This is a genomic window from Xanthomonas sp. NCPPB 4467 (assembly GCF_041475665.2).
Classification (GTDB): domain Bacteria; phylum Pseudomonadota; class Gammaproteobacteria; order Xanthomonadales; family Xanthomonadaceae; genus Xanthomonas; species Xanthomonas dyei.
The window spans coordinates 4,524,856-4,547,214 of record NZ_CM191260.1 but is presented as its reverse complement, the minus strand read 5'-3'; the positions used below and the strand labels follow the sequence as shown (position 1 = coordinate 4,547,214).

Genomic DNA, 22,359 nt, shown 5'->3' with positions numbered 1-22,359 from the left:
GACATCCCTAATTCCTTGCGTGTAGGAACTCCGAGTCCTCCCTCTATGTGGCGATACTTCAAGATCTTCTGCAAGCTTGCCCTCGACTGGTAAATAGAGGCGATTAGATGAAGCGTGCGGGTCGATCAACCCATTTTCGGCAAGCTCTTTAAGTAAAATATTACTATCGAAAAATTTCTGTTCGATAACGTGATGGCTTTGCAGAATAGTCCTGCTTTCTGACATGGTCAGTAGTCCGCAGCATCAATTAGCCACACTCCACGCGAATTTCGCGGTTCACCAAAACCATTATCGATTAGCGCATCTCTAAAGGCTCGGTCGCAGAACGAGTCCGCAGTATAAGGTGTACGGAAGATGTGTGAAGAACCTACCAATTCCTTCCTGAAAGCAAGTTTTGCCCCGCCAGTAAGGCTATAAAATTTTCCTTTTGGATAACCTTCAGTCAGTACCTTTACTTGTGATGACTGCTCGTCGATTGCATCTATTTCCCTTACAACTTCGCAGAGATAATGTGGTGGGGCTTGTGACCCGTCATGCAAGATAAAGTCGCATTTCGCAAAATCGAATGCTTTCGGATCGATTGATTCGAATATTTTTTTAAGAGGCTCCGATACTAACCAATATCCTCGGAAACTGGAGTCCAAATCATTTGGCATGGATACAGCGCTGCCTTGGCGTAACCGAGGTGTTTCTTTTATATCTTTCAATCCTGCAGCAGACGCATCCTGGCTTATATGTTTCGGAAGTGGTATGGATAATTTGTTTTCAAGAGTAATTCCATGCCCCGGACCGCCGCCACGTACATCTGGGATAAGAATGTAGAACTCACCTTTGCGAGGCGTGTTCTCAGCAGGAGCTTCAACTTCGTTCATATTCATGAATTTGATTGTCTCATTCATACAGCCGCTCCATGTGCGCATCTTCAGCTGGAACGCTGCAGCTGCTGATCGCAGCCGCGTTCAAGCCATCAATGCAGTGTTCTACGGCATCGTAGTGCCCAAGCTCGTGCCTTCATGATGCCTGCCTTGTGCGGCGGGCGCAGTAGGGAAACTCCGAACCCCGCAACTGGAGCTGCCTTCCGGCGCCTGCAAACGGTGCCTCACACGTATCGAGCAGCCGTGTGGCCGGGCTACATCAGCCCACATCTGGGCTGATGTCCTGACTGACTTGGGAGACCCACCGCCGACGTGGGGAGGGGGTGGGGGGAAGCCGGTGCCGGAATCATGCCCGCTGCCCCGGCGCGCGCAATCGTCGCCCCGCCACGCCTGCGGTCTTTGTGCATGGTTTTCGCTGCACCCCTGCAGGGTGGGCCTAGGCCGCGCTGCTGTTACCGATCCGTGTAACTCAAGGGGGCCTTTCTTCCCCGCAGATCCCTGCGCGCCTGGGGGGCTTTGCGGGGCCGCGCGGCTGCGTTCCGTGTTTAGGCCTCCCGGCGCATTTCGGCAGATGACCATCGGAACCAGGTAATCGGTAATCCGGGGCCTAAAACAACACCTAAGCGATTGATGCCAATGGGAACTTCTGGATTACCTTTTGGGGTGATTTAAGGTAATTGGGCTCCTATAGAAAAGTTATGTTATTGAAATTTAAGGGTATTTTTTGGGGATTCGATTACCTCCCCAAAAGGTAACCCCATTACCTCCCAATTACCCTTTAATTACCTTTGATGTTACTACATAAGTTATTGATAAATATAAAAATATATGCATTTCTAGGGGCTGATTATCTGAATTACCTCTTCCCGGTGGTCATCTGAAAAATTGAGATTAGGGCGCGCTAGAGTGGGTTGCCGCACCGACTCGCTAACTCCGGATCCGCCACAATGTCACTAGTCCGCAATGCCCTGCAGACGCACCTCGATCTCGTCGACGCGGCCGGCGGGAACCACAGGCGGCAGGTAGACCAGGCGGTGGTCAGGCTTGAGCGCGGCCAGTTGGCCAACAAGTGCGATAGCCAGGAGCACACCTTATATATGTGGGTGGCTGCCGCATGAGTGCGGTCGATGCCGGCGATGAGCCTGTGCTGCCGCCTGGCTTTCGCTGGGACATGCCTTGGCAGGGCGCAAAGGGAGCGCCGACGGCGCTTTTCTTCGAGGGTGAAGAGGTTGCCAGGTTGGTGCAGAGACTCACCGGCGAGTGGTACGTGCTGCTGGAGCGCCAGAGGCCGGCTCCAGCCGGCGAACCCTTCGCGCGTTTTGTCCAACGCGACTGCAGCAGCTTCGACCAGGGTCGACGGGGAACTGTCATGTGGGCCACGCGCCACGAGGCGCGGATCCGAGCTGAAGTGACTACCCGGACGCCGCGTGCCCGAGTCATCTAGTGTGGGGTCGGTGTCCACGAGGATCGGGAAAATTGGCTGGACGCCCAAGCGCGCACTAGGTCTCCGGCGCTAGCCGCCGGGAAAAATAAGCCATGCAAGTTACTGATTTGTAAGCTCAGTAAAGCTAACTCATAATCCTTTGGTTCCAGGTTCGAATCCTGGTGGGCCCACCAATTAAATCAATGATTTGCTGACGCGCCTCATCTTAAGAGAGAGGCCAAAGGTACATTTTCGGTACAGTCCGGACACTAGAGAACTATGGCGGCACCTGTAAAAAAGCCCGCAGCCTCTTGGAAAGCGGTCACGCGCCCAGAACTTGCGTTGCTCGGTCACATGTACGGTGGCATTGAAGGAATGGGGCCTAAGGCTCGTTCACAGCACGGTGCTGGGCATTCGGTGCCTGCCACCTGACCCTGTGCGAGATGGCCGTTTGACTCCTCACGAAGCGCAGCGCTTGCGTCGCGCGGTGGATGCCGATTCAAGGATGCATGCGCGCAATGCGCGACAATTGGCCCACAAATCCCACGCTTACAGTATCGGCGCTTGCGCCGACCTTGAACAACTTGGTGTGCCGGGGCTTGGCAAACACCTTCGTGCGCTTGACGCGTCCGAGCTTCTTCCGCAGCAGCTGTTTGCGCGTTGCGTAGGGTGAGCCATCGGGCGCCTGTTGCTTATTTAATGCGCTCTGCGAGCGTCGCGGCGCAATGCCGACATCACTTGCCAGCTTGCCTCGTTCGTTCGTAATCGTGACAGCAGTGGGAGGAATCCACTCCTCAAAGACGCTTTAATCTTTGATGTGAGGCATCAAATAAAATATTAAAATGATTGAATATATGAATTCAACTGATTCAAGAAAGTTTAGGTAAATATTTAGCGTGCGAATCTATGTAGATAGGAGCGAACATATTTTTCGCCGAGGCTTGGATTTTTATTAATATATATGTACGGCAATAACTGACTTAAAATCAATGAATCCGCATGAGCAAAATGGCAAGATCGATTGTCATTTTTGTTCTAGTCGTCGCGCTTTCGATATCCGTATCCACGAGGGCTTGCATAGTCGGTCACGCTCAGGTTGAGCGTGTACTGCTACTCGAAAGATAGCCCCTTTTGAAACGTGCTGGTCAGACTGCCTGCATCTATAAACACCAGCAGCCGGTCTGCCTCGCGGTCCATCTCTGGCAAGGCCGCGACCAGATGCGTCCGCAGTCTTGCGGGCTTGATCGCCGCACTACCGCCGGTTAAAGCCGCAATTCTAAAAGGTGCGCAGAGCATCTTTTTCTTAATGAGAAAATTGACCTATGAAAATGCAAGCTTTTAACCATGTTTTGAGCCGGTTGGCGCTAATGACACTTACAGCGCTACCCTATACGGCAACTGCAGCAACTCAGCGCGGCGACGTCATCAGCAGTCGTGTACTGACTACCTTTACTAGTGCTCAAATCGCCAAACAATTGGGTACACAAGGCGACGCACCACCACCACGCTGCGACGTCAGCGTCGCGGAAATCGTCTATGCGACCATCGGCGTGCATGACGAACCCACAACCGCTTCTGCCGCTGTGCTGATTCCCTCCGGCATCAACTGCGCGACCTCGTATCCCCTGCTGGGATGGGGACAAGGCGCACAGCTTAAGAGGAACAGTTCGCAGGCAGAAGGATTCCGCGCATCGCGCGGCAACCATGAGGTCATCAGCCAGTTTGCGGCACAAGGCTATGCTGTGGTGGCTACCGACTACTTGGGCATTGGCAAGTCCAGCTATCCCTTTGCACCCCATCTTCAAGCCGCACCTGAAGCCAGCGCTATCGTGGATGCGCTACGCGCCGCGCGCGTCTTGCTTGCACAGCAGCATGCGCCGCTCTCGGGCAAGGTCATGCTCTCCGGTTTTTCCAGTGGTGCCCACGCCGTGATGGCTGCACAACGCGAGATCGAGCAGCACCTGTCCAGCGAATTCAATTTGGTCGCAAGTGGTCCTATCTCCGGGCCCTACTCCCTGTCCAAGACCGTGCTGAAAAACTGGGGCGGCCCCAAGGCCGAGGGACTCAACATACTCACGCTCGTACTCGACACCTTTACCTTGATCGGCATGCAGCACACCTACTCCAATCTCTACACGGCACCCGTGCAGGTGTTTCAGCAGCCACTGGCGAACAAGGTCGAGAGTCTGTTCCCCGGCAAATTCGACGCGATCACGCTTGGCCTCGAACAACTGACCGAAGTCAAGGACGTGTTTCAGCCGGAATTTGCGCGCGACGTCTTCAGCAATACCAAAAACGCATTCATCAAAGACTTGGTGCGCAACGATCTAGTCAATTGGGCCCCGCACACGCCCACACTGCTATGCGGAGTACAGGCAGACAATGTAGTGCCCTTCAGCGTTGCACAGCAGGCCGTTGCAGACTTCAGGCGTAATGGCAGCACCCACGTGAAGCTCATCGCCGTGACACCCGATGACTCCCTGCTTGTACACGCCGCCAGCAAGACGCCCTGCATGAAGGCCGTGCGCACTCAATTGCTGGACAAGCAGCGTTGAACATATCGTGCATGCATCTCGTTGCACGCGCGCTTCACTGTGTGAGAGTCGATGGAGTCGTGAAAACTAGCGCTCAGGCAGCGCGACTGCATGACACCTCCGTAAATTGGCAGACACACGTCACTGCGGAACAGGCGAAGCCCCCTCCGATTTTGAGTGGCGCCCAAGTTTGGAGTCCAATTCCCTACACCAAGGAAATTGGGCGTGAACAAGCGTTTTACCGAAGAATAGACCATCGGCTTCCTGCGCGAAGCAGAAGTCGGTGTCGCCATCAAGGATCTGTGCCGTTGCCGTGTTTTCAGCGAGGCATCCTATTAGATGCGGTGCAGCGAGTTCGGCGAGATGAGCGTGCCCTATGCCAATCGGCTCAAGGAGCTTGAGTCCGAGAATGCGCGGCTGAAGCAGGTGCTGGCCGAGCAGCTGCTCGAGAACGATCTGCTCAAGGATGCTCTGCGAAAAAAGTTGTGAGCGCATCTGTGCATCATGTGCTGTTGAGCCAGTGGATCGGGCGTGGCGCCGGCGAGCGCCATGTGTTGGCAGCGAGCAGCATGAGTGCCGGTGCGCTGTGCTATTGCCCTCGCGAAGACCGTAATGGCGAACTGCGCGAGCGCATTGTTGCGTTGGCGCATCGCCACCGCCGGTATGGCATGGGAATGATCTGTCTCAAACTGCGACAGGAATGCCGCATCGTGAACGACAATCTGGTGGAGCTGCTGTACCGCGAGAAGCAGTTGCAAGTCCGCCGTCGCAAGCACAAGAAGATCTCGATAAGCGAGCGTCAACCGCTGCTGCGGCCATCGCAGGCCAACCAGGTGTGGTCGATGGACTGCGTGTTCGACCGCACTGCCGAAGCCCGGGTGATCAAGCGTCTGATGATCGTGGACAACGCGGCACACGAAGCGGTCGCCATCGAGGTGGAGCGTGCACTCTCGGGCCATGGAGTGACGCGCGTGCTGGATCGGCTGGCCATCAGTCGCGGCTTGCCGCAGGTAATCCGTATCGAAAACGGCGAGGAGTTCTGCGGCCAGGTCATGGACGCCTGGGCGCATGCCCGTGGTGTGCAGTTGCGACCGATCCAACCAGGCAAACCGAACCAGAACGCCTACGTCGAATCCTTCAACGGCCGGCTCCGGGAAGAATGCCTCAACGAACACTGGTTCCCAACCCTGCTGCATGCGCGCACCGAGATCGAGCGCTGGCGACGAGAATACAACGAGGAACGGCCCAAGAAGGCCATCGGCGGCATGGCACCAGCTGCGTATGCCCAACATTTAGCAAACATCGATATCATCAACCCCGGACTCTAAACCCGACCACTAATCAGGGCGGGGGGCGTCCTAGCTTCACCACCACTTCGTAGGCGCAACAACGAGGCGAGCAGCGCCGAATCGACCGTGGAGCGGTGTACCTTCGCATCGGTATGGCCGAGCGCTCGCATGAGCATCTCCCAGCGCTTCCCTAGATTTTTCTCTCTTGCCGTTTTCAGATGGACGGCGTTAAAAGCCTTGTAGCCTAGGGTAGGCAACGCGTCCGCCGTCACTGGCTCGGCAGTGTGCAAGTGTACGAACCATGGCGCAGGGCGCTTGCCATTGGACAATGGTGCGTGGTCGATACGTATCTCGAACAGCGTGCCGCGATCTCCATTGTCGTGGTCGGAGGGTAATCGAATTGGTGAAGTTACGCAGGTAACCTCGCTCATCTTCAGCAAGCGCGAAAGATGCAACGAACGGGGCTGCGGGTCGCTCTTCAGTGCATCTGCTTCGCGGGTCTGCACACGCTGCTCGATCATGTTCACCAGCTGCAACCGCTCGGTGAGTTGGGCAACCCGATCGTCTTCTGGCGACAGTTTCGCCTTTGTTTGCAGCAATCGATCCCTTGCGAACCAGTCCCGGACCGACGCACGTACGGACGTGAAAGCAATCGCCGCATCTTGTCCGGAACGATGCATCACACTTTCGACGCTGCTGGTGTCCTTTCCCAGCATTTTCGCAATCAGCACGAAGTCCGCGTCCAGTTCGGTCACCATGGATCGTTCCAGCGGAATGCTCTTCAATAGCGCGTCCGCTTGTTTTTGTACAAGCGTCCGTGTATCGCTAAAGATGGCAGGGGATGCAGGGACGAGGCTAGACTCTTCGGTCGCTCGATTACCGGGCTTGCGATGCTTGCGGGACGGCCTCGGCGACGCCCTCGGCACGGGCAGCTGCTCGATCGTTGCAGATGGCGACGTGACGACCTCGCGTTTTCCGGCGACAACGGAACTGGTCAGGTCAAGAATACACTGCCGATACTCGGTCAGTGCTTGCGCCAAATCGAGCATTGATCGCCAGATATGATCGTCGCAATCATTATCAATGAGAGCAGCGACATCCACGCATAGCTTCAGGCCGATGCGCCCAAAGTGCTCTGCATAGTCCTCAAGAACTTCTTTGTGCTGTGCCACCACCTGCGGGGTCAACGCAACGCCGGCTTCCGATGGGCATATCGATTCGATCAAGACTTGGCTCAGCGCCGTAAACGCTGCTAACAGGCTGTCGCCGCGGTAGTTCTTGGCCTCGTCCAATTCGTGCAATCTAACCATGACTTCCGATATGCCATTGGCCTCGACCTGACGCTCCAGCTGCAGCCGATGGATATCGACGAGCAGACTTCGGATTGACTGCATCGTTTCATGACAAAAACCCAGATTGGTCCTAATCAACGGCACCATGGCTGAGACATTTTCGCGTATTTTCTTGTGTGTATCCGGCGCCTTCATGCGTCTCAGCAACTCATCCATTGCTCCTCGGTACTGTTCGATTTCGCTCAAATACCCCCGCCACTCTTCGGTTTTCTGACGCTCAACATCACTGTTGTGCAGCTCCACCTGCACAGTGATGTCGCCGATCGCCGGCTCAATCGGCTGAATGAGGCCAAATTGCTTCATCCACTTGTCTTCCAGCAGTTCGTCACGTGCTGCATAACCGACTGCAGCGGAAGTTCCGAGAAGCGTCAACAATGCACGTTCGTGTTCCACTGCAGCTTTAGACTGCAACCGCCCCTGCACTTTCAAATCGGCGACAGCCTGCAATCCTTCGCGGGCAGACTTCATGGCAGCCAGCGATAGCTTGACCTTCTGTTCCAGATCCACTTTTGACACAGCTCCGCGTTGTCCCTGTGGGTTTTCATTACTGCCGATCAAATCTCTAAAGATCTTGGCCTTGCCAAGCGCTTTTCTCAGTATTTCGCCCGGGTCAATGCGCTGAAGCTGCATGGCAGCCGCGGGTAATAATGCAAGGTGTGATGGCCCCGGCAACACATCAGACGAGCCCACAACGGCCTGCCTTACGGACTTGGGAGGCCTGGAGGCAAGTCCCTGGAGTTGCGGCGACTGCGTGGCAGGGCCGTCGCCACTAGTGTTTGTTGCCGTCGCGGAGTCTGTCGGCACAATGGCAAGGTTCGTCGGCTCAGCCAACTCTGTAGAGCCCTTCCTGATTATTTCGACACGATGCATATTTCTTCCTGTCTTCTGGTGTTCGTAACGCCGTCACTGATTAACTGCGCGCTACGCTAGATTGGCTATTTTTAATCAGGTTGCCGGCAATTGAAGTTAACTAATGAATATAGTGAATAGCTGTGCTCAGCGTGCGCAATTCATGAACATAAGCATTAGGAATGGCCGCTGATTTTTCTGTCAGCTTCCGCGATTAAAGATGGTGCTTTCACTCCTTCGAAGAATGCTGGAAGAGGCTCCTTCTGGAACATGTGGTCGAGCTACTCGTGAGTAAGGGTGCGTGCTTCCTTTAAAAATTTTTGTAAGTTCATTTACGAATATTCATCGACGAAATCGCGGGAACAATAAGTTAGTCAGAACCGATCCGGCGCTGCGCAAGAAGATGCGAACGAACGATTGCGCATCCGAAGCTATGCCCTGCTGGTCAGCAATGCAAAGAATCCGTTTAAAATACGGCGTCCGAATCGGATGCGTAGTTTGCCCATGCCTGCAAACTAGGTGCGCTTGACGACCCAGCGATAGCCCCTTAGCTGGTCATTGCGCTCAATGCTTTTGCGTGCGATGCGCGCAATTGTGCCGCGCTGCTTGAAAGTGCGATTCCGTTGGATGTCGTAGGCTTTGTCGGCATGCAGTTTGTTTGATCAGCGTCGCTGGCAGCCTTGTTTTCCGGCGATTGTAGATAAGGGAATTCATCGACGCGCTACTGTTCGATTCGTCTTAGAACCTGGTTACGATCTTTTGAGTAATAGCGCCAAGAAGGCCAAATGGATGAACTGCAGGCTGGTGTTGAGTTTGCGCTCGCGGTTCTTCCATCGCCTTCGGTTGTTCTCCAGCCACGCAAAACTACGCTCGACGATCCAGCGCTTTGGCCTGACCTGAAGGTGTGCAGTTCGCTGCGCCTGGCAATCTGCACCGTGAGCTGCTCGCCTAGAATCTCTCGCACACCGTCTGCAAACGGCATGCCGGTGTAACCGCTGTCACGCAGTAGGCTTTACGGGCGTTCCGGTATTGCATGTGCGTCACGAGGCGGCGGCGTATTCCCCGTTCCTTGTCGCCGGTTCGCAGGGTGCGCAGACACATGACACAGTTGCGCCACAGGATGGTGAAGTGGTCATCGTCAAGCAGCACGTCAACGCTTCTCGCGAGACGCCGCTTGTGCAGCAGCTGCAGCAACACGGCGTGACGGACGTGGTGATTGTCGGCGCGATGAGCCACATGTGCGTGGATGCTTGCGTGCGCGCTGCCGCCGACATGGGCTATGCGGTGACAGTGCTGCACGATGCCTGCGCCACGATGGACCTGGACTTCGATGGCACCAGGGTACCTGCCGCCCACGTGCAGGCGACGATGATGGCGGCGTTTCAGTTTGGCTATGCGGCGGTGCGATCCACGCAGGAGTCTCTGCAGCGTCAGTGAAGCAACGGTGCGCGCGCCGTCTTCGGTGCCAATGGGGCAGGCCGATCGCCGCGTCCGGTGCATGCGTCTGGCCGGGAGACTGTGCGCAGTGCATGCAGCGCGCAGCGGCGCGCGCACCCAGGTGTCAGGCTGCGACGAAGGGTCGCAGGTGGCGCGCGGGTTTTTCATTACACTTCGCGGGTGCGCTTCTGTCCCTCGCCCTTGTTCAGCATGATGCAGCGCCTGGCTTGCCTGGCGCTGCTACTGCTGTTGGTCGCGCCTTTGGTAAGCCGCACGCTCGAGAACGCCTCCGGCGTTCTTGACGGGCCGCTTTGCCATAGTCAGCCCTGGCCAGCTGGCAAGGTGGCCGATGCCGTCGGTGGCAATGTACATGCCGCGCAGCTGTCGGCAGACGCCCAGGCCGGGACAGCCAAGCGATGGCCGAGCGCCGCACACGATCTGCACCATACCGATGGTGGCCATGCGTTTGCCTGCGATTACTGCCTGCTCGCCGCGCGGCTGCTGCCCTGGCTGCTGATCGCATGCGTGCTGTTTGCGTTCAGTCGCGGCCGGCGTGCGGTTGAGCGTCTTGCCGCTGCGGCTCCATCAGCCGCCCGCTGGTGGGCACATGCGCCACGCGGCCCACCGCTGTTTGCCTGAAACATCGGATGTAGAGCCGCACCCGTCAGTGGTGTGATGTTGGATGTGTTGGAGCGTGTAGATGACGTACTTTGCTTTGCCGCCCCGCGCGGCGGCGACGCCTTGCCTTGCCCTTGTGACGCTGCTGCCGACACTGGCGTTGATTGTCCCTGCCCAGATGCGCCTGCTTGCCGCGGGCGAACCACAATACTCAAGTCTTGATGATTCGAGCGATAGCGCTTCGAACCCGCAACATCGCGATCTGGCCGTTGGCGTACAACCGCGGGATCACCGGTGAATAGCACTGCGCGCCCATGCGCGGAAAAGCTGCCGGGTGCAGCCCACTTCGCGATGAATGGCGCGCGACAGAACGGCAAACGCAAGGCCGCTTTTAACGAAAGGATCGGAATCAGGAGGCAAGCAATGCGATCTGTGTGGAAGCGACGGCTGTCGCACGTAATGCTGGGGTGTCTGGTCTGCGTATTGGCGGGATGTGGGCAATGGGGCGGTGGGTTCGCTCCCAATGGCGCAGACCTCAGCGCGATGGCGCGAGGAATGGATTTTTACCTTTACGACACCGAAGGCACGCCGCGACCATTGCGCAGTTTTCGTGGCAAGGCGTTGGTGTTGTTCTTCGGCTTCACCCATTGCCCGGATGTGTGCCCGACGACGCTGGCGCGTGCGGCGCAGGTCAAGCGCAAGTTGGGTGCGGATGCGGCGAAGGTACAGTTCGCGTTCGCCACGCTGGACCCGCAACGCGATCAGCCAAACGTGCTCAGAACCTACGTGAAGGCATTCGATCCGGACTTTATCGGTTTGACCGGTAGCGAGGGCGATATCCGCGTGGCAGCGGGTAATCTCAAGGTGAGCTATGCAAAGGTGCCGATGGGGCCGACATACACCATCGATCACTCCACCCGCAGTTTTCTCTTCGATCGCGACGGACAGCTGCGCGTGGGCCTGACCCACGAGCAGACGGTGGACTCGGTTGTGCACGATATCCGGCAAGTACTCTGACTGACGCAAGAGCGACCTGCCGGCTTCCAGAATTTCAACGTCGATGACCGCGATGCAAGGCGCTGTGGCGCACGCACGGCTCGACCCAAGGAGAACGAAATGAAATTACATCTACTGATGGTGAGTGCCCTGTCTGCCTTGTCGATGGTGGCCTGCGAGCGCGCACCTGCGCCCGAGGCCAACCCGGCGCCGGCTGCCGTGGCACCTGCTTCGACCACGGCGCCGGCGACGGCGACGGCACCTGTGGTGGTGGCGAGCGGGGCATGGTCGCGCGCAACGCCGCCGGGCGCGCCGGTGGCGGGCGGCTACCTCACCTTGCGTAATCAATCGGCAACGCCAGATCGTCTGGTGGCGGTGGAATCGCCGGCCAGTGCGCAGGTGGAAATCCATGAGATGACGATGGACGGGGGCGTGATGAAAATGCGCCACCTGGAGCAGGGATTGGTCTTGCCGCCGGGCAAAGACGTGGTGCTTGGTACCGGCGGCACGCATCTGATGTTCATCGCACCGCACGCGCCATTCGAACAAGGCAAGCCGGTGGTGGCTACGCTGGTGTTCGAGCATGCGCCACGCGTCCAGGTGCAGTTCGACGTTCGTGCCCTAGGCGCGTCGGCGCCCGATGCCGAATCGCACGATCAACATATGCACTAGGCAGCGTCGTTGGGAATCAATGTGCCAGCACGGCGGCGTGCTGGCAGCCATGGGTCGTCCATTTCCAGGATCAGCCAGCCGATGGAACGGTCAACAGCTCCGTGTTGTGGTGTCGCGCGTTTTTTCCAATTGCTGCAGGGGCCGTGGGCGTCGCCGATCGTGCGCGAGCTGCTTGCAGGGCCGCTCCGGTTCACCGAACTCAGGCAGGCATTGCAAGACATCGGCGCACATACGTTGACCAGCCGCCTGCGGTAGTTTAAGGCGTGTGGTCTGGTGGTGCGCACCGCGTATGCGCGGATGCCGCCGCGTCTGGTGTACGACCTCACGCCATTGGGTGAAGGGCTGCGCGAGCTCTTCGATGCACTGCGCGAATGGGGCGAGTCGGTGCCAGCGCAAACCGTTGCGATCATCCAACCAAGGGATGGCGTGGCAATGAGCATGCGGGAGATTGCAATGAGCTGCCCGCTGACCAAGCCTTGAGTGGGCGTTTGGCGTAGCGCCAGGGCGCCGTCTGCAGGTAAGTGCGATGTCGTGGCGGTGTTCTAGCGATTGATGCACCGACCGCCGCTGCAAGCCTGAAACATGCAGCAGTGCGCACATCCGCCACTCTGCCAGCACGCATTGTGTGGATGGAGCATGGCCACCAAGCCGCTCCTGCTGCACGTCTTGGCGCGTGGCTTGTTGTGGAATATACGATTCGTATACGATATGTATATTCCACGATAAGCCAGGAACCACCATGGGCATCGTCAATATCGATGACGACCTGCACGATCAACTGCGCCGCGCCTGTACCGTCACCAGCCGGTCGATCAATGCGCAGGCCACCTTCTGGATCAAGGTCGGCATGTTGTGCGAGATGCATCCGGAATCCTCGTTCCAGGACATCGTGGCGCAGGAGCTGCGCGCGGCAGGTGTGAGGCCGCAAACCTTCAAGCCGCCTACCGCAAAACCAGCACGCGCATGATCAAGTCGCCGGATGAGATCGCATTGATGGCGATCTCCGGGCAGCTGTTGGCGCAGGTGTTTCATGCGCTGGATCGGCTGCCGCTGGAAGGACGCAGTACGCTGGAACTCAATGCATTTGTCGAACGCATGATTGTGGATGCGCTCGACGCGCGGCCCGCGAGCAAGGGGCAGTACGGGTTCGAATTCGTGCTCAACGCGTCGATCGACGATGTGGTCTGCCACGGTGTGCCATCGGCAGACGATGTGCTGCGCAGCGGGCAGATCGTCAATCTGGATATCACGCTGGAAAAGAACGGCTTTATCGCCGATTCCAGCACGACGTATCTGGTGGGCGAGGTTGCCTATCCGGCGCGGCGGCTGGTGCAGACCGCCTATCAGGCGATGTGGAAAGGCATCGCTGCGGTACGGCCCGGTGCGCGCCTGGGCGATATCGGGCAGGCCATTGCGCGGCATGCGCGCGACCACGGCTATAGCGTGGTCAAGGAGTATTGCGGCCACGGCATCGGGCGCCAGATGCACGAAGCGCCGCAGATTCTGCATGACGGCCGCGCAGGAACCGGTCTGGCGCTGCAGGAAGGCATGGTGTTCACCATCGAGCCGATGATCAATCAGGGGCGCGCGGCGATCCGTTCGCAGCCTGACCAGTGGCCGGTGTACACCCGCGATGGCAAGCTGTCGGCGCAGTTCGAGCACACGGTGGCGGTGACGCGCACCGGCGTGCGCGTGCTCACGCTAAGGCCCGACGAAAAACCGCTGTGCCCGGTGCAGTGATGCACGGCAACGCGCGGCGCGCTACAGCTGTCATTCCGGCGATGCGTGTCTGGATGCGTCCGGCGCGCGTGGGATGAGCGGGGTGGTGTTGGTCTGCAGCAGTGTCTGTACGGCTGTTTCGACACTGATGAAGCGCCTGCGTTGCAGCAGATAGACCGCCATGAGCATAGCCACGAACATCAGCGTTACGCCTAGCTTGATGATGGCAGCAGGAACCAGAATCCCAATCACTAGATATACCATGGTCCAGTTGCAGTCGCCGGTGATCGTGATCTCGCGGTGCCTGCGGTCGACCGCGATGCGCCCGCGCATGATCGGTGGGTACACCGGGCCGACGATCACCAGAAACGTCTCGCGAAACGCGTACACATGCTCGGACAACGGATGGAATCTCAGTGCCGGCCAACGCGATTGATCGAGCGCCTGTTCCACCTGCGCCAGCGAAAAACAGTCCAGCGCCTGACGGCTTGCCGGAATCCGGCGCCGGAACACCGGCAGGCCCCATCCGAAGTACATGCGGTTCCAGGTGAGCGATAGAACGCCTTCTATCGCCATCACGACCAGCAGCAGGTTGAACATCGAGGCTCCTTGTTGTCTGTCGAACACTGCTGCAGGGCGTCGCCATGGCCCGCAGCCATGCGGCGCCAGCGCCAACTCTAGCAACCAAGCATGCCGCGCAGGGCGATCCAGACTCCAGCGCAGGGGACGGGGGGCTGTGGCTGCCGGATTGGGTCAGGTCAGCAGCGCTGATGCACACTAGGTACCACAGCCGACGTCGCCACTTCCGACGTGCTGATCCAGTCACCCCTGGTGCCATGCAGCCACAGTCTCACAACATCCTTCCCGGGCAGCCGTCCACTGCCGCGCAGCTGCGCCGACCCGTCGAGTGGTTGCGCCGGCAGTTGCGCGCCAACGACCTGTGGTTTATCGGGCTGGCTGCGCTGGTGGGGTTGGTGGCTGCCGCCTTGATGGTGCTGCAGGCTGGGATCGCGCACGCGTTGCAGGCCTGGCTGTACGGGCTCGGGCCGGATGCGCGGCTCAGCACGGCAACCTCGATCACGCCCACGCAATTGCTGGTGCTGCCGCTGGGCGGGCTGCTGGTGGGCCTGGTGGCATTGATGGCGCGACGGCGCAAGCGGCCGCTGGTGGATGCGGTGGAAGCCAATGCGCTGCACGGCGGGCGCATGTCGATGCGCGATAACCTGATCGTTGCGGTGCAGACCTTGTTGTCCAACGGCTTCGGCGCATCGGTCGGGTTGGAGGCAACGTATACGCAGATGGGGTCCGGCGCCGGCTCGCAGCTCGGTCGCATCTTGCGGGTGCGTCGCGCGGATATGCGCACCCTGGTCGGTGCCGGTGCGGCGGGTGCCATTGCCGGCGCTTTCGGTGCACCGCTGGCGGGTGCGTTCTACGCGTTCGAGATCGTCATCGGCGCCTACACGCCATCGGCGTTGGCGCCGGTAGCGGCTGCGGCATTGGCCGGCGCGTTCATGGCCAGTGCGCTGGGCGCAGCGCCGTATTCGTTACCGGCGGCGGTGGCGTACCAGTTGCAGCCACGCGACTACGCGATCTACGTCGCACTGGGATTGGTGTGCGCGTTGATCGGCATCGCCGTCATGCGCCTGGTGGCTGGCATCGAGCGCAGCGTAGGGCGCATCAATCTGCCGCTGTGGGGGCGTCCGGTCATTGGCGGGTTGCTGCTGATTCCGTTGGCGATGTATTCGCCACAGGTGCTGTCCTCCGGCCACGGCGCGTTGCACCTGGATATGACCAGCAGCACCACCTTGCAGGTGCTGGCCACGCTGCTGGTGCTCAAGTGCGTTGCCTCGGGCATTTCGCTGGGTTTCGGCTTCCGTGGCGGCTTGTTCTTTGCATCCCTGTTCATGGGCTCGTTGGTCGGCAGTTTGTTCGCAGTGGCCGTGAACCTGTTGGTGGGCGCGGCGGTGGTGGACGCGACCAGCGCCGCGTTGGTCGGTATGGCCGCCCTGGCGGCGGCAATCGTGGGTGCACCGATGACCATGGCGATGCTGATCCTGGAGGGCACGCACGATTTTGTGTTGGCCAGCGCGGTGATGGCGGCGGTGCTGGTGGCCAATACGGTAGTGCGTCAGGTGTTCGGTTATTCGTTCTCGACCTGGCGGCTGCATCTGCGTGGCGAAAACATCCGCAGCGCGCGCGACGTGGGCTGGGTCCGCAATCTGTCGGCCGGCAAGATGATGCGCAAGGACGCCAACCACACCGCGCACGACATCAGCGTTGGCGAATTCCGGCGGCGTTTTCCGCTAGGTTCGACCCAGCGCGTGGTGCTGGAAGATGCAGCCGGGCACTATGCCGGTGTGGTGCCGCTGGCAGTGCTGTATGCCGACAACGTGCAGCCGGATGCGCCGGTCAGCGACTACGCCAGACATCGCGATGCGGCGCTGCGAGCAGACACCGACATCGTGGCGATCATGAAGGTCTTCGATGCGACGCAAGCCGACGAGCTGGCGGTGATCGATACCGACCGCCGGGTGCTGGGCGTGTTGTCTGAAGGATTCGTGCGCAAGCGCTACGCCGAAGAGCTGGAAAAGCGCGAGCGCGAATTGATGGGCGAGCGGGCCAGCGGCGACGACTGAGGCCATCTATCCGGATGCGGTGTGCCGCAGTTTGCTGGGGTGCCCGGAATAGTTGTGCGATATGCGGTATCGCTGGCCGTGCGGCATGCGCCGGCCAGCGACTTCACCGCTGCGCAGGTGCGATGACGCGTGAAACTACACGGCAGCTTCCGAGCTAGTTGTCGAGTTGCTGGTCGCGGCGGTGCTCGATGCGTTTGGCACAAGCGCATGCGCAGCCATCAACCCGGTGAGCCGTCGGTGGCAATCGCGCACGGCAAGTGCGGACGCCGGCATGTTGCAGGCGTCGAAGGTGTGCGCTTCCGCCTTCCAGGCGGCGAGCAGGTCTTCCAGATCGCAGAGCAGGCTCGGCATGGGCGTTTCTCGATTAGTTTTTTGTATTTACGGCGGCAGATCGCGGGCGGATGCAAGGCCGCTGCGCTGCAGGCTGACTCAGTTATCTAACGACACAGCGTGGCAAGCCGCTCCCAACCCTAAGCGCCTCGCCGCCGCCACTTGACCTGTGTCCTTCCGGCCTTGCCCTAGCCCGCCGAGGTCGCAAAACCGACCACAGCTGCAATGTGTTCGTGCGCTGATGACGAGGCACGTCGCCATACGCAAACCACACATGCATATCACGGCGCCGGGAGGAGGGTGGCCAGGCGGCCTTCTGTCGCAGGAGATGAGCATGCGTACCCAGGAAAACGGCAACGAGCGGATCGATGATCCCAGCCCGCCCAACGGAGTCAAGGCACCCGGCAAGAACGAAGACCTGTTGCAGGAGGGCCCGGCGCAGGACAGCGAGATCGATGACGACGACAGTATCGAAGGCGATATCGACGAAGACGCATAGCCTTTGAGGCAGCACAGCTGCACGGACTTTTGAGCAGGTGCAGCGGGATGCGTAAGCACAAGCAATACTGCGCCGATGTCGGGGCAGACCGTCGCAGCTGGATATCGCGTCGACAATCCAGACGCCGCCACCGGCCTGCGTGCCCGACTGCCGTGCGGCGTGGCGTTGTCGTACCACGCGTGGGCATGCAGACGCGGATCCACGCGCACCTGGCTCGTCAGCACACAACGCCCGCCCTACACTGCACAGCCACCGATCGCGTTGAATACCATGGATATGTTGCCGCCATTACCCACCATTGCGCTGGGCGAGTACCGCCACTTCAAGGGCGGCCGCTACGAGGTGCTGGGCGTCGTTCGCAGTAGCGAAACCCTGGAGCCGTTGGTGCTGTATCGGCCGCTGGACAGCGAAATCGGCCTTTGGGTGCGGCCCTACGCGATGTTCGTGGAACAGGTGGACGTGGATGGCGTGATGCGGCCGCGCTTTGCGCCTGTGGCGTGACCGGCGCTTGCCATGAGGCATGTGTCCGGTATAGGGCCATGAGCACCGCCCACGTGCCGCTCACCACGCCAGACGGGGCCTACCTCATCGTCCGTGGCCGGCTGTGGCGCACGTCCAATCCGCATTTGAGCGCAGAGGTGTGGGTGGCCCTGGTCGGCGCGCTGATGGATGCACGCCGTGCGGTCAAGGCGGCCAAGCGCTGCGATGATGCGCAGCAGCTGGCACGCGCACGCGCCAAGGTCGATGCGGCCAAGAGTGCGTTGGGAGCACGCGGCCCGGTGTGGTGGACCGACGGTGCCGACGACCTCACTCGGCATCTGGTCAAGAACACGCCGTCTGCGGACTGGTTTGATGGTCTCGACGCCGCGCATTAGCGTGCATGCAGCAGCATGCTGCAAATCTCGATCGCCAGCAGAAGCGGTTGAACCGCAGCGATGGCAGTACCGCAGGGCACTGCGCATATCCTGCCTCGCGCAACCTTGTAAGCACTTATCGGCACGCTAGTTGCCACACGGACAACTGCGACCAGTTGCAAACGGCCCAGCCCGACGTCACCGGGCTGGGCCGTCGCTGCCTGCGTAGGCGACTCAGCCCAGGTCGCAGTTGCTCGGCTGCGGCCAGGTGGTGGCGGGCAGCATCGCCTTGACCGCGGCCGGTGCGGTGATGCCGATGGTGCTGGCACCGTACAGGTCTTCAAGCTCGTCGATGCTGACGATGTAGCTGTCCAGCGAACCCAGATTGGCGCTATTGGGAATCAGCCAGCTGATGGCGCGCGTGCCGCCGCCCGGGTTGGCGGTGATGATGGTCTTCCAGAAGAAATCCGGCGTGCGAATGCCGTGGCTGCTCAGAAAATAGTCGTTGCTGGTGTCGCTGTAGATCACCCCGCCATAGACCTGCACGCTGGCGATATCGCGATAGCACTCGGCCACGTTTTCTGCGCGCACCCAGATGCCCTGATTGAAGCTGGATACCTGCGGCACGATGTTGGACATCAGATTGGCGCGACGGATATAGGTCGCGTTGTAATCCATGTGGTTGGAAGTCACCAGGTGGCCGCGATCGTAGCCGCTGCGCACGCTGGCGTACGACGCCGAGGTGGTCTGTCCGCCGCAGCCGCTGGGCAGTTCGGTGTCCAGGTTGAAGCTGGATGGACGCGCGGCCGATCCGGTGTCGGCTTGCAGTACGTATTCGTAGCGCAGCGCGGTGTGGTTGGTGCAGTCGTAGCGCAGCGTGTAACCGCCCTTGTTGAGGGTGACGACTTGTGCCTGGGCCGCGGCACTGAAACCGGTGAGTAGCAGAACGGCAAGCAGGGTCCTGAAGCGCATGGGAGTGAATCTCCTTGGAATCGTTCGGACGCACAACGCCACCGCCGACTGCTCGTTTAGCAGATCGACGTTCAGCGGAAAGTGCGCTGGTCGGGGGACAGGTTGGCTCGGTCTCTAGCGAGCGCAACAGCTATCGCACGCAAATGTTTCTTGTTGGTGACGTAAGCGTGAGGAATGTGCGCTTGCACCATTTTTTTCGACGGAGGTGCGATGGGTGTCACGCATTTTCGTGCATACATGGCGCGAGCGATAAGCCAACGGGTATGCCTGGAGCGGATGTATACGCAACTGAATCACGCGTTTCAGACAGCGTGTCGGAGCACATTGCGATACGCCGCGATTAGCGTCTGGGCAGCCACGGACGCCAAGAGTCGGCAGTGGCATCCGTACCCTCTGGTGCGTGGGCATGGTCGGTCTCCACGCCGCGAAGCTCATCGATGCGCCAAGCAAGCGCGCGTCGCCTGACAAAGGCGCCGCATCACCACATCGTCGCGCCGGCAGACACAAAAAACCCCCTTCCGCAGTCCGTGCGAAAGAGGGGCATTTGCGCGTGTCGTGAGACGCGCCGTTGTAGCAGTCCACGCGTTATGCGACGTTTCTTTTCAGGTGCTGTCCGCTTGCAGGCTCCAGCTGGAACAGCGACACCAACTGCGTCAACGTGCCGGACTGCGTTTCCATCGCGCGTGCTGCGGCCATGGCTTTTTCCACCAATCGATCAGCGGCACTCATCGGTTTTCGCTAGCGCCGCTGCAGCCATCAACCGAGCGCGATTGCTGCAGATCCGGCCGCAGCGTGGGGCGGCAAGTGTTGCGGCGATCACTGACCGGCGCTGGGCAACTTGACCACCACCTTGATCTCGAAGCGGAAGCCGGCCAGCCAGGTCACACCGACGGCAGTGACGGCGGGGTAGGGCGCCGGGCCCCAGTAGCTGGCCCAGCGGTCCCACGCCGCATCGAACACGACCTCGGGGTTCACCATGAACCAGGTGACATCGACCACGTCCTGCGATGTGCAGCCAGCGGCACTGAGGATGGCATCGAGATTGGTGAACGCACGCGCGATCTCTGCGTCCAGCTCCGGCTCAGGCGAGCCGTCTTCGCGGCTGCCGACCTGGCCGGCGACGAACATCAACCCATCGGCGCGCACCGCCGGCGAATACCGATGGCGCTCGTACAGCGCGTGGCGGCCCTGCGGAAAAACAACGTCACGTGTGCCCATGAGACTCTCCTTGGAAGTTCGACAGAACGGACACCCACCCTAAGCGCCCGGCCATGCGCGATAAATCCGCAGGCGCGACCAACACTATTTGTAGAATCCAAACAATCTTGGTGGAGGAGTGGCGATGGACCGGTTCGATGCGATGCAGGCGTTTGCGCGTGTGGTTGAGACCGGCAGCTTCACCAAGGCCGCCGACACGCTGGAGATGAGCCGTGCCAGCGTGACGCACCTGGTGCAGCAGCTCGAAGCGCGGTTGCGGGTGACGCTGCTCAACCGCACCACCCGCCGTGTGCACGTGACCGCCGACGGCGCCGCCTATTACGAGCGTGTGGTGCGCCTGTTGGCCGACATGGACGATGCCGAAACCAGCTTGTCCGATGCATCGACGCTACCGCGCGGACGCTTGCGTGTGGATGTGCCCAGCCCGTTTGCGCGCTTGATCCTGATGCCGGCGGTGCCGGCGTTTCATGCGCGCTATCCGGATATCCAGCTGGACATGGGCGTGAGCGACCGGCGCGTGGATCTGATCGGCGAGAACGTGGATTGCGTGGTGCGCGGCGGCACCATCGCCGATCAATCGTTGATCGCACGCCGGGTCGGCGACCTGAAGACCGGTGTGTATGCGGCGCCGAGTTACCTGCAACGGCTGGGCATGCCTGCGCATCCTTCCGAGCTGGAAAACACCCGCCACCGCTGCGTCGGTTTCATGCGTTGGGGCACCACCACCACCGTGCCCTACGCGATCCAACGTGGCGACGAAGCGGTGACCGTGCACGGCCGGCATGTCGTTGCCGCCGACGACGGCAATGCCTATCTCGCCGCCGGGCTGGCCGGCATGGGTGTGTTGTGGCTGCCGGTGTACATGGCCGCCGCACACGTGGCCAGCGGCGAGCTGGTACCGGTGTTCGAAGACTGGCAGCTGGAGCCGATGCCCTTGTCGATCGCGTTTGCGCCCAATCGCCACGTCAGCGCCAAACTGCGGGTCTTCATCGATTGGGTGATCGAGCTGATGGCTGCGCATGTGCATGTGGTGAGCCCTGCGCTGCGTCGATGACTGGGCGATGCGTTCGGGTTTCGTAGGGGCGCTAGCGCGTTGATTGTGCGGATGCTGTCTTGAGCGCGACGGCGCAGCGCGTGCGAACCGGCGTGCAGTGCGGCGCCGTGGTTGCAGCAGAGTTGACCGGCACGGTGGCGTGTCACCCGCTGCCGTGGCCGCCGGCAGCGTCAAATCAGCGTCACCCATGCGGTCGACGCCTCCCGACCATCAAGTCGAGCGAGCCGAAGGATTTAGGCAATACAAGCAATGTGATAACGTATCATTCTGTTCGCCCATCGACGCCATGCCCTCGCTCCTACAGCCAAACGCCGCGATTTCCATCCACGATCTGCACGTTGCCTATGCCGGGCGCGCGGTGGTGAAAGGGCTGAATCTGCACATTGCGCCCGGCAGCGTGTACGCGCTGCTCGGTGGCAATGGCGCCGGCAAATCCTCCACGCTGTCGGCGCTGCTGGGCTACGTCAAACCCGTCTCCGGCAGCGTGCGGGTAGACGGCATCGACCCGGTCGCCGCGCCCGGCAAGGCACGCGCGCGGCTGGCGTATCTGCCGGAAAACGTCGCGCTCTACGAGCATCTGAGCGCGCTGGAAAATGCCGACTACTTGCTTGCGCTCGCCGGGCAGCGCTGCAGCCAGGCCGCCATCGGCCAGGCGTTCGCGGCCGCAGGCTTGCAGCGCGAAGCCTGGAGCCAGCGCCTGGCTGGGTTTTCCAAGGGCATGCGCCAGAAGGTGGCCATTGCCGTGGCCACGCTGCGGCAGGTGCCGGTGCTGTTGCTGGATGAGCCCACCTCCGGTCTGGACCCGCGCGCCATTGCCGACTTCAACCATCTGGTCAGCGGCGTGCGCGAGCGCGGCGGCGCGGTGCTGATGGTCACGCACGATCTGCTGGGTGCGGTGGACGTGGCCGACCGGATTGGATTTCTCGAAGACGGGCGCATCGTCGAAGACATCGGCGCCGCCGAAAGCGGCTTCGATGTACGCACCTTGCACGCACGTTTTGCACGGCCGCCCGAGCGCGCTGCATGAGCGTG

At 60.2% G+C, this 22,359-nt stretch carries 23 protein-coding genes and 6 pseudogenes; 16 read left to right on the top strand and 13 right to left on the bottom strand.

Going from position 1 to position 22,359, the window contains the following annotated elements:
* Nucleotides 1-33 precede the first annotated feature (33 nt).
* The 5 genes and pseudogenes from ACCQ06_RS19840 to ACCQ06_RS19820 all read right to left on the bottom strand — a co-directional run.
* Nucleotides 34-225 (bottom strand): annotated as a pseudogene (locus tag ACCQ06_RS19840) (AHH domain-containing protein); the annotation flags it as partial.
* A gap of 2 nt (nucleotides 226-227) precedes the next feature.
* On the bottom strand, nucleotides 228-899 hold the full coding sequence (locus tag ACCQ06_RS19835; protein WP_316688834.1) for an imm11 family protein: 672 nt from the start codon (nucleotides 897-899) through the stop codon (nucleotides 228-230).
* 929 nt (nucleotides 900-1,828) lie between these two features.
* Complete coding sequence (locus ACCQ06_RS19830) at nucleotides 1,829-1,963, bottom strand: hypothetical protein (RefSeq protein WP_316688833.1); 135 nt, start codon at nucleotides 1,961-1,963, stop codon at nucleotides 1,829-1,831.
* Between the two features lie 834 nt (nucleotides 1,964-2,797).
* Nucleotides 2,798-3,025 (bottom strand): phage virion morphogenesis protein, encoded by a 228-nt coding sequence (locus tag ACCQ06_RS19825; RefSeq protein WP_372365877.1) that lies wholly within the window; start codon nucleotides 3,023-3,025, stop codon nucleotides 2,798-2,800.
* A 386-nt stretch (nucleotides 3,026-3,411) separates the two neighbouring features.
* Nucleotides 3,412-3,594: pseudogene (locus ACCQ06_RS19820) on the bottom strand (phage tail protein); the annotation flags it as partial.
* A gap of 71 nt (nucleotides 3,595-3,665) precedes the next feature.
* Between ACCQ06_RS19820 and ACCQ06_RS19815 the strand changes: the two are divergent.
* Nucleotides 3,666-4,853 carry an alpha/beta hydrolase family protein gene (locus ACCQ06_RS19815; RefSeq protein ID WP_228324711.1) on the top strand — a complete coding sequence of 396 codons (1,188 nt, stop codon included), beginning with the start codon at nucleotides 3,666-3,668 and terminating at the stop codon, nucleotides 4,851-4,853.
* A gap of 234 nt (nucleotides 4,854-5,087) precedes the next feature.
* A pseudogene (locus ACCQ06_RS19810) lies at nucleotides 5,088-6,160 on the top strand (IS3 family transposase).
* Here ACCQ06_RS19810 and xopP read toward each other — a convergent pair.
* The 3 genes and pseudogenes from xopP to ACCQ06_RS19795 form a co-directional block, all read right to left on the bottom strand.
* Nucleotides 6,157-8,343 (bottom strand): type III secretion system effector XopP, encoded by a 2,187-nt coding sequence (xopP, locus tag ACCQ06_RS19805; RefSeq protein WP_316688831.1) that lies wholly within the window; start codon nucleotides 8,341-8,343, stop codon nucleotides 6,157-6,159. The pseudogene ACCQ06_RS19810 and the gene xopP overlap by 4 nt on opposite strands.
* A 410-nt stretch (nucleotides 8,344-8,753) precedes the next feature.
* Nucleotides 8,754-9,026: pseudogene (locus tag ACCQ06_RS19800) on the bottom strand (IS5/IS1182 family transposase); the annotation flags it as partial.
* Nucleotides 9,027-9,071: 45 nt separating this feature from the next.
* Nucleotides 9,072-9,334 (bottom strand): annotated as a pseudogene (locus ACCQ06_RS19795) (transposase); the annotation flags it as partial.
* Nucleotides 9,335-9,357: 23 nt separating this feature from the next.
* On the opposite strand from ACCQ06_RS19795, the gene ACCQ06_RS19790 reads away from it, so the two are divergent.
* From ACCQ06_RS19790 to map, 8 genes and pseudogenes are all read left to right on the top strand, one after another.
* The gene (locus tag ACCQ06_RS19790; protein WP_316692700.1) at nucleotides 9,358-9,759 is read left to right on the top strand and encodes an isochorismatase family protein; all 402 of its coding nucleotides are present in this window, start codon (nucleotides 9,358-9,360) and stop codon (nucleotides 9,757-9,759) included.
* Nucleotides 9,760-9,969: 210 nt separating this feature from the next.
* Nucleotides 9,970-10,398, top strand: coding sequence for a DUF2946 family protein (locus tag ACCQ06_RS19785; protein WP_316688830.1), 429 nt, complete (start codon nucleotides 9,970-9,972; stop codon nucleotides 10,396-10,398).
* Nucleotides 10,399-10,459: 61 nt separating this feature from the next.
* The gene (locus ACCQ06_RS19780) at nucleotides 10,460-10,675 is read left to right on the top strand and encodes a hypothetical protein (protein WP_316688829.1); all 216 of its coding nucleotides are present in this window, start codon (nucleotides 10,460-10,462) and stop codon (nucleotides 10,673-10,675) included.
* Nucleotides 10,676-10,932: 257 nt separating this feature from the next.
* Nucleotides 10,933-11,394, top strand: a complete 462-nt coding sequence (locus ACCQ06_RS19775) for an SCO family protein (RefSeq protein WP_228325562.1) — start codon at nucleotides 10,933-10,935, stop codon at nucleotides 11,392-11,394.
* Between the two features lie 99 nt (nucleotides 11,395-11,493).
* Nucleotides 11,494-12,045, top strand: a complete 552-nt coding sequence (locus ACCQ06_RS19770; RefSeq protein WP_316688825.1) for a copper chaperone PCu(A)C — start codon at nucleotides 11,494-11,496, stop codon at nucleotides 12,043-12,045.
* Between the two features lie 81 nt (nucleotides 12,046-12,126).
* A pseudogene (locus tag ACCQ06_RS19765) lies at nucleotides 12,127-12,525 on the top strand (winged helix-turn-helix transcriptional regulator).
* 259 nt (nucleotides 12,526-12,784) lie between these two features.
* Nucleotides 12,785-13,012: a ParD-like family protein gene (locus ACCQ06_RS19760; protein WP_316688823.1), complete on the top strand. Its 228-nt coding sequence runs from the start codon at nucleotides 12,785-12,787 to the stop codon at nucleotides 13,010-13,012.
* Nucleotides 13,009-13,785, top strand: coding sequence for a type I methionyl aminopeptidase (gene map / locus ACCQ06_RS19755; RefSeq protein ID WP_316688822.1), 777 nt, complete (start codon nucleotides 13,009-13,011; stop codon nucleotides 13,783-13,785). Before ACCQ06_RS19760 ends, map begins: the two co-directional genes overlap by 4 nt.
* Nucleotides 13,786-13,815: 30 nt before the next feature.
* Here the strand turns inward: map and ACCQ06_RS19750 are convergent, their stop codons facing one another.
* Entirely contained in the window at nucleotides 13,816-14,364 is a 549-nt protein-coding gene (locus tag ACCQ06_RS19750; protein ID WP_316688820.1) for a hypothetical protein, read from the bottom strand.
* Nucleotides 14,365-14,600: 236 nt separating this feature from the next.
* Here ACCQ06_RS19750 and ACCQ06_RS19745 point away from each other — a divergent pair, with 236 nt between their 5' ends.
* The gene (locus ACCQ06_RS19745; RefSeq protein ID WP_104617459.1) at nucleotides 14,601-16,400 is read left to right on the top strand and encodes a chloride channel protein; all 1,800 of its coding nucleotides are present in this window, start codon (nucleotides 14,601-14,603) and stop codon (nucleotides 16,398-16,400) included.
* Nucleotides 16,401-16,535: 135 nt separating this feature from the next.
* Here ACCQ06_RS19745 and ACCQ06_RS19740 read toward each other — a convergent pair whose 3' ends face one another.
* Nucleotides 16,536-16,751 (bottom strand): hypothetical protein, encoded by a 216-nt coding sequence (locus ACCQ06_RS19740; protein WP_316688818.1) that lies wholly within the window; start codon nucleotides 16,749-16,751, stop codon nucleotides 16,536-16,538.
* 313 nt (nucleotides 16,752-17,064) lie between these two features.
* On the opposite strand from ACCQ06_RS19740, the gene ACCQ06_RS19735 reads away from it, so the two are divergent.
* The 3 genes from ACCQ06_RS19735 (at nucleotide 17,065) to ACCQ06_RS19725 (ending at nucleotide 18,104) form a co-directional block, all read left to right on the top strand.
* On the top strand, nucleotides 17,065-17,229 hold the full coding sequence (locus ACCQ06_RS19735) for a hypothetical protein (protein ID WP_316688816.1): 165 nt from the start codon (nucleotides 17,065-17,067) through the stop codon (nucleotides 17,227-17,229).
* Nucleotides 17,230-17,499: 270 nt separating this feature from the next.
* The gene (locus ACCQ06_RS19730) at nucleotides 17,500-17,730 is read left to right on the top strand and encodes a DUF1653 domain-containing protein (protein WP_104617462.1); all 231 of its coding nucleotides are present in this window, start codon (nucleotides 17,500-17,502) and stop codon (nucleotides 17,728-17,730) included.
* Between the two features lie 38 nt (nucleotides 17,731-17,768).
* Nucleotides 17,769-18,104, top strand: a complete 336-nt coding sequence (locus ACCQ06_RS19725) for a hypothetical protein (protein ID WP_104617457.1) — start codon at nucleotides 17,769-17,771, stop codon at nucleotides 18,102-18,104.
* 213 nt (nucleotides 18,105-18,317) lie between these two features.
* Here the strand turns inward: ACCQ06_RS19725 and ACCQ06_RS19720 are convergent, their stop codons facing one another.
* From ACCQ06_RS19720 to ACCQ06_RS19710, 3 genes are all read right to left on the bottom strand, one after another.
* On the bottom strand, nucleotides 18,318-19,055 hold the full coding sequence (locus ACCQ06_RS19720; RefSeq protein ID WP_228325558.1) for a DNA/RNA non-specific endonuclease: 738 nt from the start codon (nucleotides 19,053-19,055) through the stop codon (nucleotides 18,318-18,320).
* 585 nt (nucleotides 19,056-19,640) lie between these two features.
* The gene (locus ACCQ06_RS19715) at nucleotides 19,641-19,784 is read right to left on the bottom strand and encodes a hypothetical protein (RefSeq protein WP_372365911.1); all 144 of its coding nucleotides are present in this window, start codon (nucleotides 19,782-19,784) and stop codon (nucleotides 19,641-19,643) included.
* Between the two features lie 87 nt (nucleotides 19,785-19,871).
* Nucleotides 19,872-20,273: a Rid family hydrolase gene (locus ACCQ06_RS19710; RefSeq protein ID WP_228325557.1), complete on the bottom strand. Its 402-nt coding sequence runs from the start codon at nucleotides 20,271-20,273 to the stop codon at nucleotides 19,872-19,874.
* A gap of 124 nt (nucleotides 20,274-20,397) precedes the next feature.
* Between ACCQ06_RS19710 and ACCQ06_RS19705 the strand changes: the two genes are divergently transcribed.
* Together ACCQ06_RS19705 and ACCQ06_RS19700 are read left to right on the top strand one after the other, a co-directional pair.
* Nucleotides 20,398-21,327 carry a LysR family transcriptional regulator gene (locus tag ACCQ06_RS19705; RefSeq protein ID WP_316688813.1) on the top strand — a complete coding sequence of 310 codons (930 nt, stop codon included), beginning with the start codon at nucleotides 20,398-20,400 and terminating at the stop codon, nucleotides 21,325-21,327.
* A 286-nt stretch (nucleotides 21,328-21,613) separates the two neighbouring features.
* Nucleotides 21,614-22,354 (top strand): ABC transporter ATP-binding protein, encoded by a 741-nt coding sequence (locus ACCQ06_RS19700; protein WP_316688812.1) that lies wholly within the window; start codon nucleotides 21,614-21,616, stop codon nucleotides 22,352-22,354.
* Nucleotides 22,355-22,359: the final 5 nt, after the last annotated feature.